This is a genomic window from Pseudomonas sp. EU05-FHT14B02 (assembly GCF_058791055.1).
Window position 1 is genome coordinate 50,151 of sequence record NZ_JBYTDD010000018.1, and the last position, 12,696, is coordinate 62,846.

Below are 12,696 nucleotides of genomic sequence, written 5' to 3' on the forward strand. Positions count from 1 at the left end.
TTCCAGCGTGCTCTACCCAGCGGTCACCTTGGCTGAACACCCACCTATGCTCAGGGCAGCTCGATGAGCCGATGCAGCTTAGCGTTTGATGGCTGCTCTTTGAGTGTCAGTCGCCGGGCCGGCTGGCCGCGCCAGCAGGCGTTTGGTCACGCCCAACATGGCCACCGATACCGCGACGCCCAGCACAAAGGCGTTCATTCCCATCGTCGGCAAGGCCAGGGCCAACACCAGGCAGAAGGCGGCGAACGAGTACATGCCGGTGGCAGTGGCGCGCAGCAGCGCGGCGGTAAAGGCCGGGCCACGGGTTTGCTGGGAGAACACCGCCATCACGCTGCCCAATACGGGGAACACTGCCAGCAGGCCGCTCCAGCGGTCACCGACGGTGCTGGCCAGCAGTGTCACCACCAGGGTGAGCAATGCACCGGCCGCCATGCGCAACAGGAGCTTGTCGGATTTCGGCGCCGGGGCACTGAGCACGGGTTGCACAGTGGGGAACAGGTAAGGTGCGGCGAGCAGGGCGGTAACGGCGGCGCACACCGAAAACACCAGGGATGCCGGGATCAACGACAGAACAACCGCCACCAGTGCCCAGACCGACAGCGAGATCAACAGCGCCAACGGCCATCCGGCCCGTTGTGCGACTTGGGCGTAGCTCACGCAAAACGCAATCATCGCGAACATGGCTGACAGCGCGGCGGTGGCCGATTGCGCAGCGAACACCTGGCCTTGTTCGAGGGCGAGGAACAACAGGATCGGCCCGACCACCACCGGCAACCCCGACAACCAACCGGCCACGCTCGGCCCCCAGCGTTTGCCAGCCAGGGAAATCAGCAGCAGGAAGCCTGGGATCACCAGCAGTTTGAGGATCAACACGCGCACGTCTCCGACCTTATGAGGTGGCAACGGTAACATTGCAGCGGGTAGATTGCTTTATGTGTATGTAGATTTTGTATACAAAAATAGAGATTTTCTGAAGTTCTACGAAAGGCTCTTTTGCACAAACGTTTATCAAGGCATCCCATGATGAGGACGGCTCAACTTGAAACGCCAACGTTCACCCTTGTGCCATGGTCTGTGGCTGTTTGTGCTGATGAGCTGCCAGGCCCTGGCCAATTGGCAGGACTCGCTGCCCGGTGCGCAAATCCTCGGCAGTGGTGAGTTTCGCAAGTACGGCTTCGATGTCTACAGCGCACGGCTCTGGAGTACTTCGCGACCCCTGGCGAAAGATCAGCCGTTCGCCCTGGAGCTGATCTACCAGCGCAGCATTTCCCGTGATGACCTGGTGAATGCCAGCGTCAGGGAAATCAAGCGACTCGCCGGCACTTCGGTCAGTGCCGAGCAACTGGCGTCCTGGCAGGTACAGATGCAACAGTCGTTCGTTGACGTACAGGCCGGCACGCGGCTGACCGGTGTCTATCTGCCGGGGCAGGGCGTACGGTTTTTTCTCGGTCAGCAGTTGCTGCGTGATGTGAAGGACCTGCAGTTCGCCAAGGCGTTTTTTGCCATCTGGCTCGATCCGCGTACCGGCAACCCCGAGTTGCGTCAGCAGTTGTTGGGCGTGGCCCCATAGACTTTGCATTTTGCCGGAGCTGGCCCGAGGTTTGTGGTGATCAGTTGGTTGATTCTGCAGTTTCCAGGGTGACAGAACCGGCCCCTTCGCGGGCTTGCTCGCGAAGAACAATGACGTGGTTTAACTGAAAAAACGCAGGCAAAAAAGAACCCGGTGCGACTTGCATCGCACCGGGTGTTTTTCCAGGCGGTCACGGATCTTCGTGGGTCCCCGCGCCGTCTGTTGAACGCTGTTGGCTTAAGCCCGTTCGAGCGCCAGTGCCACGCCCTGACCACCACCGATACACAGGGTGGCGAGACCTTTCCTGGCGTCACGCTTGAGCATTTCATGCAGCAGGGTCACCAGCACGCGGCAACCCGAGGCACCGATCGGGTGACCCAGGGCGATGGCGCCGCCGTTGACGTTGACCTTGTTCAAGTCCCATTCCAGGTCCTTGGCCACGGCCAGCGATTGCGCGGCGAAGGCTTCGTTGGCTTCGATCAGGTCAAGTTGGTCGATGGACCAGCCGGCCTTGTCCAGGCAGCGGCGAGTGGCCGATACCGGGCCGATGCCCATGATCGCCGGGTCGACGCCTGCGTTGGCGTAGGCGGCGATTTTCGCCAATACCGGCAGGCCGAGGGCCTTGGCTTTTTCGGCGCTCATCAGGATCACTGCGGCGGCACCGTCGTTCAGTGACGAAGCGTTACCGGCGGTCACCGAACCGTCCTTCTTGAAGGCGGCTTTGAGTTTGCCCAGGGATTCGGCGGTGGTGCCGGCCCGTGGCTGCTCGTCGGTGGCGAAGGACAGCGGATCGCCCTTGCGCTGCGGGATCAGGATCGGCGTGATTTCATCGACGAAGCGCCCGGCTTCGATGGCGGCCACGGCTTTCTGCTGCGAGGCGGCGGCGAACGCGTCCTGCTGCTCGCGGCTCAGGCTGTATTTCTCGGCCAGGTTCTCGGCGGTGATACCCATGTGGTAATCGTTGAACGCGTCCCACAAGCCATCGCTGATCATGGTGTCGACGATTTGCGCGTGGCCCATGCGCAGGCCGGTGCGGGCACCGGGCATGACGTAGTTGGCCAGGCTCATGTTTTCCTGGCCACCGGCGATGATCACCTCGGCATCGCCGCAGCGAATCGCCTGGGCACCCAGGTGCAAGGCCTTGAGACCGGAGCCGCAGACCTTGTTCAGGGTCATGGCCGGCACGGCGAAGGGCAAGCCGGCCTTGATGGCGGCCTGGCGCGCAGGGTTTTGCCCGGCGCCGGCAGTCAGCACCTGGCCCATGATCACTTCATCGACTTGCGCAGGATCCAGGCCGGTTTGTGCCAGCAGCTGGCGGATCACCGCAGCGCCCAGGTCGACGGCGGACACATTGGCCAGCGAACCCTGGAAACTGCCGATCGCGGTGCGCGTGGCGGCAACAATGACGACTTCTTGCATGGAATGATTCCTCACTGGGCAGCGAACTGCATTTCCGGCACGTGGTCCGGCACGATCAGTTTACCTGCGGTCTTGGCGACGATCTCTTCGACGCTGACGCCCGGCGCACGTTCTTTCAGGATGAACGCGCCGTTTTCGATTTCCAGGTAGGCCAGGTCGGTCAGTACACGCTTGATGCACCCGGCGCCGGTCAGCGGCAGGCTGCATTGGGACAGCAGCTTGGACTCACCATCCTTGGATGCGTGGGTCATGATGACGATGATGTTGTCTGCGCCAGCGACCAGGTCCATCGCGCCGCCCATGCCCTTGACCAGTTTGCCGGGGATCATCCACGAGGCGATGTTGCCTTGCACGTCCACTTCAAAGGCGCCCAGCACGGTCAGGTCGACATGACCACCACGGATCATTGCGAAGGACTCGGCCGAGGAAAAGATCGAAGCACCGATACGTGCGGTCACGGTTTGCTTGCCGGCGTTGATCATGTCGGCATCGATGGTGTCTTCAGTAGGAAAAGGACCCATGCCCAGCAAGCCGTTTTCCGACTGCAGCATGACTTCCATGCCTTCAGGGATGTAGTTGGCGACCAGGGTCGGAATGCCGATGCCCAGGTTCACGTAGAAGCCGTCCTGCATTTCGCGGGCGACGCGTTGAGCCATTTGTTCGCGGGAAAGTGCCATTGTCGTTATTCCTTCATTCGGTCCGGGGGCAGGGGATCACTTACGCACGGTGCGCTGTTCGATGCGCTTCTCGAACGTGCCGCAGATGATCCGGTCGACGTAGATGCCAGGGGTGTGGATCTGCGCCGGGTCCAGCTCGCCGGGTTCGACGATTTCTTCGACTTCGACCACGGTGATCTTGCCGGCGGTGGCGGCCAGCGGGTTGAAGTTCTGGGCGGTGTGGCGATAGATCACGTTACCGAAATGGTCGGCTTTCCAGCCTTTGACGATGGCGAAGTCGCCGGTGATGGATTCTTCCATCAGGTACTTGCGACCATGGAACTCGCGCACTTCCTTGCCGTCGGCGACAGGTGTGCCAACGCCAGTGGCGGTGAAGAACGCCGGGATGCCGGCGCCACCTGCGCGCATTTTTTCAGCGAGAGTGCCTTGCGGGGTCAGGATGACTTCGATTTCGCCCTTGAGCAGTTGCTCTTCGAACAGCTTGTTTTCGCCGACGTAGGACGCGACCACTTTGCTGATCTGGCGGTCGGTCAGCAGTACGCCAAGGCCGAAACCGTCGACGCCGCAGTTGTTGGAAACCACGGTGAGGTCGCGAGTGCCCTTGCGCTTGATCTCGTTGATCAGGTTCTCCGGAATCCCGCACAGGCCGAAGCCGCCGGCGATCACGGTCATGCCGTCTTCAAGACCTGCCAGAGCTTCCTCGTAGGAACTCACGCGCTTGTCGAAACCTGCCATATGCACCTCTTTTATTCTTTGTGGGCGGCTGGCTAGCCGAATGGGATGGAGTGTCTCGCTGCGAGATTCATTTGTTAAGTTGTTTTTTAGAGCGAATTGATTGATAAAGCTCAATAATGTGCAACCCAGTCTTTTGCAGCCTAGAACCTGTAGTTTACAACCGGAGCTTTGTCCCATGACCGTCAAGCAGATCCGCGCCTTTCTGGCCGTGGCCCAGAGCCTGAGTTTCGCCGTGGCCTGCGAGCGCCTGCACCTGTCGCAATCGGCCCTGAGCCTGACCATCAAGGCGCTGGAGGAGGGCCTGGGTGGGCGCTTGTTCACCCGCAACACGCGTAACGTGGCACTCACCGCCGAAGGTGAATCCCTGGTGCCGCTGGCGCGCCGGTTGATCGCCGACTGGGATAATGCCGAGGATGAACTGCGTCAACGCTTCACCCTGCAGCGCGGTCGCGTGACCCTGGCGGCGATGCCATCGTTCGCCGGCAACCTGCTGCCGCCGATCCTCAAGACCTTCCGCGCCCGTTATCCGAATGTCAACGTGACGGTCAATGACGTGATCAACGAGCAGGTGCTGGAAATGGTCCGTGACCGCCAGGTGGAGCTGGGAGTGGCCTTTGAACCGACCCAGAGTTCGTCGCTGCAATTCACTTCGTTGTACATCGACCGTTTCGTCGCGGTGGTGCCTCTGGATTCGGCACTGGCCGAACTCGATGACATCGACTGGCAGACCCTGCTCAAGGAGCCTTTCATTACCTTGCAGCGTCCGTCCACTGTGCGAGTCATGCTTGAAGAGCATCTGCAGGCCCGCGGGATGAAGCTGCCGGTGGAATTTGAAAGCCATCAACTGGCGACGGTCGGGCGCATGGTCGCCAGTGGCCTGGGCGTGAGCGCGGTGCCGGCCTTGTGCGCGGGACAGATGCGTGAACTGGGGGCGCGTTGCATCACCTTGCGCGACCCGGTGGTGGAGCGGGCGCTGGGGGTGTTGACGTTGCCGGGGGGCGAGTTGTCGGCGGCGGCGCAGGCGATGTTTGATGTGCTGAAAGCGGAAAACCTTGGGCAGCGATTTTCTTGAGTTGTATGGGGGACCTTGTGGGATCGGGCTTCGTCAGTTGCCAAGTAAATTCGCCAATATTGGCAACAACCGCTCGCACGACCCCTCGATCTTCAAGTCCAGAATCTCGTCCGCCCGGGTCTTGCCCAGGTTGATCGCAATCAACGGCTTGCCCTGATCCACCACCGCCCGGCACAAGCGAAACGCCGAATAAGCCATCAGCGACGAGCCGATCACCAACAGCCCGGCAGCCTGTTCGACGGCGGCCATCGCTTTCGCCGCCGTGGCCTGTGCGACGTTCTCGCCAAAAAACACTACATCCGGCTTCATCCGTTCCCCGGCGCAATGCGGGCAGTGCGGGACCTGGAAGCGTGCCTCGAAGGCCGGGTCGAGCAAGGTGTCGCCGTCCGGCGCTTGCACCGCGTCGACGCCTGCCAGGTAGGGGTTCTGTGTTTCCATCAAGTGCTGGATCGAATCGCGCTCGCTGTGCCGGCCGCAATCCAGGCACAACACCCGGTGCAGACTGCCGTGGAGTTCGATCACGTCACGGCTGCCGGCCTGGTCGTGCAGGGTGTCGACGTTCTGGGTGATCAACCCACTGATCTGCCGCGTGCCTTGCAAACGAGCCAGGGTGTCGTGGGCTTCGTTCGGCTGCGCCAGACGCACCCTCGGCCAGCCGAGCATCGCTCGCGCCCAGTAGCGTCGCCGGGACTCCGGGGCCGAGAGAAACTCCTGGTACATCATCGGCTGCCGGCCCCGTCGCACGCCCTGGCTGTCGCGATAATCCGGGATGCCCGAAGGCGTGCTGATACCGGCCCCGGTCAGCACGGCAAACGGCTGATCCGCCATGAGCTGATGGAGGCGATCGAGCTGTTCATGGATCAGATTGTCGAACATGCTGTGCAGGCCTGTAGGAGCGAGCTCGCTCGCGATGGTCGTCAACGATAACACTGTAAGCCTGACACCCCACGGCGTGATCGCGTTTATCGCGAGCAATCGAGCGTCGACCGGCTGCTCCTACAGACGGCGGCAGGGATTATTTGCGCGCCTCCAGGATCAGGTTGAACGGTGTTTCCGTGGCCCGGCGGAAACGGGTGAAACCGGCCTCGCTGAACACCTTGCGCAAACGCGCTTCACCGGCCTGGGCGCCGAGTCCGAGACCGACTTCCTGGGACAGCGAATTGGGCGTGCAGATGAAGGTCGACGCCGCGTAGAACAGGCGTCCGATCGGGTTGACGTTGTCGTCGAGCAAGTCGTTGGCGTAGGGCTCGACCAGCAGCACCGTACCGTCGTCCTTCAACGACTCATAGGCATGCTTGGCCGCGCCGACCGGGTCGCCCATGTCATGCAGGCAATCGAAGTAGCAGATCAGGTCGTAGTCGCTGCCGGGGTAGCTTTTGGCCGTGCCCTGAAAGAACCTGGCCCGGCTGGATACACCCCCTTCTTCGGCCCGTTGGGTGGCAACGGTAATGGATGGCGCGTGGTAGTCGAAACCGACGAAGCGCGAATCCGGAAACGCCTGGGCCATGATCACCGTCGAGGCGCCATGGCCGCAGCCGATGTCCGCCACTTTGGCCCCGGCTTCCAGTTTGGCCACCACGCCATCGAGGGCCGGCAACCATTCGGCGACCAGATGGGCTTTGTAGCCGGGGCGGAAGAAGCGTTCGGTCCCGCTGAACATGCACGGATGGTGATCGCCCCAGGGCAGGGCGCCGTTGCCGCGCATGGCGTTGAGCAGTTTGTCCTTGTCATGGAAAAACGACGCAACCACGCTGATCCCGCCCGCCACATAAACCGGTGAGTCTTCTTTTGCCAAAGCCATGGCTTGCTCTTCGGGCAGGCGGAACTGGCCGTCCTGGTGTTCCATGTAACCTGAGGCGGCGTGGGCACTAAGCCATTCACGCAGCAGGCGGGTGTTGCAGCCGGTTTTCTCGGCAAGGGTTTCGGGGGTTATGGGCTGACTGTCGGCCATCGCCCGGTATAGGCCGAGTTCTTCGCCGAGGATGACGTTGGCGAGCATCGCCGCGCCGCCCATGTCATTAACCAGTTTGCCCATGAAATCGTTGAGTCTGGCCTCGTCCATCATGTGTGCTCCTTCAGCGGGATCACGTTCCAGAGGCATTGACTGGCGAGGGGGCGCCGCTGGGCGGTGGTCGTGGGAATGTGCAGGGCACCAAGCGGACCCTGTGTGCAGTAAGTTTAGTTCGGGCCTTGTACCGCGCGGTCTGGCGCGACGAAAACAACGTTTTTTCTGCCGGTACACGACCCTGTGGGAGCGGGCTTGTATCCCACTGTATCCAGACCCCTTTTCGACACAGTGACCTCTAGTTCCGGCCCCAGCCGAACACAGTCCCGATACACCCTTTCGATTAACTCTGTCTCATGGCGGGCACCGGCTCGCGTCCTTGAACATCTTGTGAGATCGACACCATGCAGACCTCCATTCCCCCCGTAGCCAAGGCCAGCGCAGGGCTTGGCCTGCGTCGCGGTTTACTCAAAGACCTCCAGGCCGCACCAGCAGGCGATTTCGACTTTCTGGAAATCGCACCGGAAAACTGGATCGGCATCGGCGGTGCCCACGGCGCGGCATTGCGCGCCCTGGCGGAACGCTATCCATTGTCCTGTCACGGCTTGTCCCTGTCCCTGGGCGGGCCGTCGGCGCTGGACGTTAGTTTTTTGCAGGAAATCCGAGGTTTTCTCGATCACTACAACGTGCCGCTCTACAGCGAGCATTTGAGCTATTGCAGCGATGACGGTCACCTGTACGACCTGTTGCCGTTGCCTTTTACCGAAGAGGCGGTGCACCACGTCGCCGCGCGTATCCGTCAGGCCCAGGACATTCTCGGGCGACGCCTGGCGGTGGAAAACGTCTCTTACTATGCCGCGCCTCAACAGGACATGGACGAGGTGACTTTTACCAATGCAGTGCTGCGCGAGGCCGATTGCGACCTGTTGCTGGACGTCAACAACGTGTACGTCAATTCGATCAACCACGGCTTCGATCCGCAGGCGTTCCTGGCTGGCATCGATTCGGGGCGGGTGGTGGCGATGCACATTGCCGGGCATTTCGATGAGTCTGACACCTTGAAGATCGACACCCATGGCGCTTCGGTCAAACCGGCGGTGTGGTCGTTGCTGGCCCAGGCTTATGCCCGGTTCGGTGCGCAACCGACCTTGCTGGAGCGGGATTTCAACTTTCCCGTCTTCGCTGAACTGGTGGCGGAACTGCAGACCATTCGCCGTCTGCAACAGGAGGGCGTGAACCGTGGGTAAGTCGAGTCTTTTGCATCAACAAACCACCATGGGCCTGTACCTGCGCGACCCTGAACGCAACGGGCCACCCACCGAAATGGACCCGGTGCGGGCCCTGGTTTATCGCGATCTGGTGTTCGCCAACCTGTCTTCGCTGCTCAGTGGCACCTTTCCGGTGTTGGTGAAGATTCTGGGTGACGAGCACTGGCGTTCGCTGGTGCGGATCTTTCTGCGGGACTACCGCGCCCGCACGCCGAAATTCGGTGAGATCGCCCAGGAGTTTGTCGAGTTTCTTGCGGCCGGGCCTCAGGCGCTGAGTGAGGGGCCGTGGCCGCCGTTCATGGTTGAGCTGGCGCATTACGAGTGGGTGGAAATGGCGCTGCAACAGTCTGACGCCGAGCTTCTGGTGGGTGGTGATGCCGCGTTGCTGCTGGATCGGCCCTTGCGGGTTTCGCCGCTGGCCTGGCCGTTGGCGTATGCCTGGCCGGTGCAAAGGGTGGGGCCGGATTACCAGCCTGAAGTGGCGCCTTCTCAGCCGACCTTGTTGCTGGTGCGTCGCGCCGAGGATTGGAGTGTGAGGTTTTCTGAATTGAGTCCGTTGGCGTGGCGGTTGTTGCTGCGAATTGGCGAGTTTCCCGAGTTGACCGGGCGTGAGCAGTTGCAAGGACTGGCGATCGAGGCGGGGGCGGTGGGGGCTTCGGAGTTTCTGGAGGGTGGGGTGGTGTTGTTGCGGCAGATGCATAGGGAGGGAGTTGTTGGTGTTGGTTGATATTCTTTGAACTTGGCGGCCTTTGGGCCGACCAGGTTCTTGGTTGATATGAGTACATATCCGTTACTGCGGTAACGGCGGCTGGCGGTTTCGCCATTATGTATGGACTCGGCCCCACACTGAGGCATTCATCCGGGGGGCATCGCCTCCGGTCGGCTTCGCTTCGACCTACATGCTGCTCGCTCCCACAGGGTTCCATGTCGTTTGGTCGATCTCGGTCTTCCCGCAAACAGAGCACGTACATTCAATTTTTCCTTCCTCCACCCCGGCACTATCGAATCCTGTCCCGGCGCATCGACGCCGGTGGTTTTTCATTTGTGCGGGTAGGCCATGGACACTTCGCGAAGTGATGATCGGGCGCAAGACTGGGGGCTGCTGTTCCTGCGGGTCAGCGGCGGGTTGTTCCTGTTGTGGGTACATGGCTTGCCCAAGCTGCTTCACTACAGTGCCGAGCTGCAAAGCATCGAAGACCCTTTCCACCTGGGCACGAATCTGACGCTGATGCTGGCGATTTTCGCCGAGGTCGTGTGCCCGCTGCTGATCGCCGCCGGGTTGCTGGCGCGTCTGGCGTGTTTGCCTATTCTGTTTGTGCTGTGGGTGTCGATGTTGATCGTGCATCCGCAGTGGACACTCTTCGAAGGCCAGTTCGGCTGGCTGTTATTGATTGTGTTTACCAGCATTTTCATCGCCGGGCCGGGACGCCTGGCACTCAATATCCGTTTCGCCGGAGCCTTGCGTTATGTCTGAATCCAATCGCCGTGAGCCGGCAAGTCCGGGGCCTGATGAGGTGGTGACTCTGATCGTCAAGCATCGGGTCAAGGCCGGTTTCGAAGTGCCTTATGCCGCCTGGCTGCGCAACATCGTCAAGGTGGCCGCACAGAACGTTGGGCACTTGGGCGTGGATGTGGTGCGTGGCAAGAATGCCGGCCTCGACACCTACACCTGCGTGCTGCGCTTTTGTTCGACCGAGGCGATGCAGCGCTGGCTCGATTCACCGCAACGCCAGGAACTGGTCGATGAAGCCGTGCCGATGCTGGCCGATGGCGACCAGACCGAAGTCAATCCGGTCAACGAGTTCTGGTTCTCGCCCCAAGCCGAGGCCAGTACGCCACCGCCGCGCTGGAAGCAGGCCGTGGTGACGTTGCTGGTGATCCTGCCGCACACCTTGCTGGTGCCGCTGCTATGGGGGCCGTTGTTGAGGCTCAACGCCTTGCTCTCCAATTACGTGGTGGCCACGTTTCTGATCACCCTGACCATCGTGCTGTCGGTGGTTTACATCTTCATGCCCATGGCGACGCGTCTGTTCGCGCCCTGGCTGTCTCCCGCCACATTGCACGAGGAACCGTGATGAGCGCCGATCTGATTCTGTTCAATGGTCAATTCCATACCGTTGACCGCGAAAAACCGCTCGCCAGCGCCGTGGCGATCAGCGACGGGCGTTTTGTCGTGGTCGGCAACGATGCCGAAGCCATGGCCCTGCGGGGCTCGAACACCCAGGTGATCGACCTCAAGGGGCGTTGCGTGATCCCCGGGCTCAACGACTCACACTTGCACTTGATCCGTGGCGGCTTGAACTACAACCTGGAACTGCGTTGGGAGGGTGTGCCGTCGCTGGCCGATGCCTTACGCATGCTCAAGGAGCAGGCCGACCGCACGCCGACCCCGCAGTGGGTGCGGGTGGTTGGTGGCTGGAACGAATTCCAGTTCGCTGAAAAGCGTATGCCGACTCTGGCGGAGCTCAATCAGGCGGCGCCAGACACGCCGGTTTTCGTGCTGCACCTGTACGACCGTGCCTTGCTCAACCGCGCCGCGTTACGCGTCGCCGGGTACACCCGCGACACGCCGAACCCGCCGGGTGGCGAGATCGTGCGTGACGCCAATGGCGAACCGACCGGCATGCTGGTGGCGCGGCCCAACGCGATGATTCTGTACTCGACCCTGGCCAAGGGGCCGAAGCTGCCGCTGGAGTATCAGGTCAACTCGACCCGTCAGTTCATGCGCGAACTCAATCGCCTGGGCCTGACCAGTGCCATTGATGCCGGCGGCGGTTTCCAGAATTACCCGGACGATTACCAAGTGATCGAGCAGTTGGCGAAGGACGAGCAACTGACGGTGCGCATCGCCTACAACCTGTTCACCCAAAAGCCCAAGGAAGAGTTGACCGACTTCAAGAACTGGACCGGCAGCGTGAAGCTGCACCAGGGCGACGATTTCCTGCGGCACAACGGCGCCGGGGAAATGCTGGTGTTCTCGGCGGCGGACTTCGAAGACTTCCTCGAACCGCGCCCGGACCTGCCGCAAACCATGGAAGCCGAACTGGAGCCAGTGGTGCGCCATCTGGTCGAGCAACGCTGGCCGTTCCGTTTGCACGCCACCTACAACGAATCCATCAGCCGCATGCTCGATGTGTTCGAGAAGGTGAATCGCGACATTCCGTTCAACGGCTTGCCATGGTTTTTCGACCACGCCGAAACCATCACCCCGCAGAACATCGAGCGGGTGCGGGCGCTGGGCGGCGGCATCGCGATTCAGGATCGCATGGCGTTCCAGGGTGAATATTTCGTCGAGCGTTACGGCGCGAAAGCGGCCGAAGCCACGCCACCGATCAAACGCATGCTGGCCGAAGGCGTACCGGTGGGTGCCGGTACCGACGCTACCCGGGTGTCGAGCTACAACCCGTGGACCTCGTTGTACTGGATGGTCAGCGGTCGCACCGTCGGAGGTATGGAATTGCACGCCGAAGGCCTTTCACGCCTGACGGCGCTGGAACTGTTCACCCACGGCAGCGCCTGGTTCTCGTCGGAGCAAGGCAAGAAGGGCCAGATCAAGGTCGGGCAACTGGCTGACGTCGCGGCCCTCAGTGCGGATTTTTTCAGCGTCGATGAAGAGGCGATCAAGTGGATCGAGTCGGTGTTGACCGTGGTCGGCGGCAAGGTGGTGTACGGCGCCGGTGACTTCGAGAAGCTCGGGCCGGCCAGCGTGCCGGTGTTGCCGGACTGGTCGCCGGTGGTGAAGGTGCCGGGCCACTGGCGCCCGACTTCACCGATGCAGGCCCTGGTTCACCATTGCAGCGGCCCGTGCGCGGTACATTCCCACAGCCATGAACGGGCGCGGCTGTCGAACGCGCCGGTCAGCGATTTCGCCGGTTTCTGGGGGGCTTTTGGCTGCTCGTGTTTTGCCTTCTGACTCTTTTTAAAAAGCACCGGCCTGTTGGGCCGGCGCT

General features: G+C 61.5%; 13 protein-coding genes. 7 read left to right on the forward strand and 6 right to left on the reverse strand.

Features of this window, described 5'->3' with window-relative positions; translation table 11 throughout:
• Positions 1-78: 78 nt before the first annotated feature.
• On the reverse strand, positions 79-873 hold the full coding sequence (locus tag AC3WTM_RS17420; RefSeq protein ID WP_102672649.1) for a hypothetical protein: 795 nt from the start codon (positions 871-873) through the stop codon (positions 79-81).
• 166 nt (positions 874-1,039) lie between these two features.
• On the opposite strand from AC3WTM_RS17420, the gene AC3WTM_RS17425 reads away from it, so the two are divergent.
• Positions 1,040-1,570, forward strand: coding sequence for a chalcone isomerase family protein (locus tag AC3WTM_RS17425; RefSeq protein WP_173677984.1), 531 nt, complete (start codon positions 1,040-1,042; stop codon positions 1,568-1,570).
• Between the two features lie 237 nt (positions 1,571-1,807).
• Here AC3WTM_RS17425 and AC3WTM_RS17430 read toward each other — a convergent pair whose 3' ends face one another.
• The 3 genes from AC3WTM_RS17430 to AC3WTM_RS17440 are packed head-to-tail and all read right to left on the reverse strand — an operon-like array spanning position 1,808 to position 4,401.
• On the reverse strand, positions 1,808-2,989 hold the full coding sequence (locus AC3WTM_RS17430; protein ID WP_102672648.1) for an acetyl-CoA C-acetyltransferase: 1,182 nt from the start codon (positions 2,987-2,989) through the stop codon (positions 1,808-1,810).
• An 11-nt stretch (positions 2,990-3,000) separates the two neighbouring features.
• On the reverse strand, positions 3,001-3,666 hold the full coding sequence (locus tag AC3WTM_RS17435; RefSeq protein ID WP_008021761.1) for a CoA transferase subunit B: 666 nt from the start codon (positions 3,664-3,666) through the stop codon (positions 3,001-3,003).
• Between the two features lie 36 nt (positions 3,667-3,702).
• The gene (locus AC3WTM_RS17440; protein ID WP_008063052.1) at positions 3,703-4,401 is read right to left on the reverse strand and encodes a CoA transferase subunit A; all 699 of its coding nucleotides are present in this window, start codon (positions 4,399-4,401) and stop codon (positions 3,703-3,705) included.
• Positions 4,402-4,576: 175 nt separating this feature from the next.
• On the opposite strand from AC3WTM_RS17440, the gene AC3WTM_RS17445 reads away from it, so the two are divergent.
• Positions 4,577-5,473 (forward strand): LysR family transcriptional regulator, encoded by an 897-nt coding sequence (locus tag AC3WTM_RS17445; RefSeq protein WP_102672647.1) that lies wholly within the window; start codon positions 4,577-4,579, stop codon positions 5,471-5,473.
• A gap of 33 nt (positions 5,474-5,506) precedes the next feature.
• On the opposite strand, the gene AC3WTM_RS17450 is transcribed toward AC3WTM_RS17445, so the two are convergent.
• Positions 5,507-6,349 carry an NAD-dependent protein deacetylase gene (locus AC3WTM_RS17450; RefSeq protein ID WP_102672646.1) on the reverse strand — a complete coding sequence of 281 codons (843 nt, stop codon included), beginning with the start codon at positions 6,347-6,349 and terminating at the stop codon, positions 5,507-5,509.
• A gap of 139 nt (positions 6,350-6,488) precedes the next feature.
• The gene (locus AC3WTM_RS17455; RefSeq protein WP_102672665.1) at positions 6,489-7,535 is read right to left on the reverse strand and encodes a class I SAM-dependent methyltransferase; all 1,047 of its coding nucleotides are present in this window, start codon (positions 7,533-7,535) and stop codon (positions 6,489-6,491) included.
• Positions 7,536-7,882: 347 nt separating this feature from the next.
• Between AC3WTM_RS17455 and AC3WTM_RS17460 the strand changes: the two genes are divergently transcribed.
• From AC3WTM_RS17460 to AC3WTM_RS17480, 5 genes are all read left to right on the forward strand, one after another.
• Positions 7,883-8,725: an HvfB family MNIO-type RiPP peptide maturase gene (locus AC3WTM_RS17460; RefSeq protein ID WP_102672645.1), complete on the forward strand. Its 843-nt coding sequence runs from the start codon at positions 7,883-7,885 to the stop codon at positions 8,723-8,725.
• A complete protein-coding gene (locus AC3WTM_RS17465) occupies positions 8,718-9,473 on the forward strand; it encodes an HvfC family RiPP maturation protein (RefSeq protein WP_492587625.1) in 756 nt (251 codons plus the stop codon). The genes AC3WTM_RS17460 and AC3WTM_RS17465 overlap by 8 nt, the downstream gene beginning before the upstream one ends.
• 330 nt (positions 9,474-9,803) lie before the next feature.
• Entirely contained in the window at positions 9,804-10,220 is a 417-nt protein-coding gene (locus AC3WTM_RS17470; protein ID WP_102672894.1) for a DoxX family protein, read from the forward strand.
• Positions 10,213-10,821 carry an antibiotic biosynthesis monooxygenase gene (locus AC3WTM_RS17475; protein WP_102672893.1) on the forward strand — a complete coding sequence of 203 codons (609 nt, stop codon included), beginning with the start codon at positions 10,213-10,215 and terminating at the stop codon, positions 10,819-10,821. The genes AC3WTM_RS17470 and AC3WTM_RS17475 overlap by 8 nt, the downstream gene beginning before the upstream one ends.
• Positions 10,821-12,659 carry an amidohydrolase gene (locus AC3WTM_RS17480; RefSeq protein ID WP_102672892.1) on the forward strand — a complete coding sequence of 613 codons (1,839 nt, stop codon included), beginning with the start codon at positions 10,821-10,823 and terminating at the stop codon, positions 12,657-12,659. The genes AC3WTM_RS17475 and AC3WTM_RS17480 overlap by 1 nt, the downstream gene beginning before the upstream one ends.
• The last annotated feature ends 37 nt before the right edge of the window (positions 12,660-12,696 follow it).

Bases quoted from the DNA above. Each gene is read 5' to 3' on its own strand.
- AC3WTM_RS17475 (WP_102672893.1), top strand. From the start codon at position 10,213: ATGTCTGAATCCAATCGCCGTGAGCCGGCAAGTCCGGGGCCTGATGAG.
- AC3WTM_RS17480 (WP_102672892.1), top strand. From the start codon at position 10,821: ATGAGCGCCGATCTGATTCTGTTCAATGGTCAATTCCATACCGTTGAC.
- AC3WTM_RS17470 (WP_102672894.1), top strand. From the start codon at position 9,804: ATGGACACTTCGCGAAGTGATGATCGGGCGCAAGACTGGGGGCTGCTG.
- AC3WTM_RS17435 (WP_008021761.1), bottom strand. From the start codon at position 3,666: ATGGCACTTTCCCGCGAACAAATGGCTCAACGCGTCGCCCGCGAAATG.
- AC3WTM_RS17445 (WP_102672647.1), top strand. From the start codon at position 4,577: ATGACCGTCAAGCAGATCCGCGCCTTTCTGGCCGTGGCCCAGAGCCTG.
- AC3WTM_RS17450 (WP_102672646.1), bottom strand. From the start codon at position 6,349: ATGTTCGACAATCTGATCCATGAACAGCTCGATCGCCTCCATCAGCTC.
- AC3WTM_RS17460 (WP_102672645.1), top strand. From the start codon at position 7,883: ATGCAGACCTCCATTCCCCCCGTAGCCAAGGCCAGCGCAGGGCTTGGC.
- AC3WTM_RS17455 (WP_102672665.1), bottom strand. From the start codon at position 7,535: ATGGACGAGGCCAGACTCAACGATTTCATGGGCAAACTGGTTAATGAC.
- AC3WTM_RS17440 (WP_008063052.1), bottom strand. From the start codon at position 4,401: ATGGCAGGTTTCGACAAGCGCGTGAGTTCCTACGAGGAAGCTCTGGCA.
- AC3WTM_RS17430 (WP_102672648.1), bottom strand. From the start codon at position 2,989: ATGCAAGAAGTCGTCATTGTTGCCGCCACGCGCACCGCGATCGGCAGT.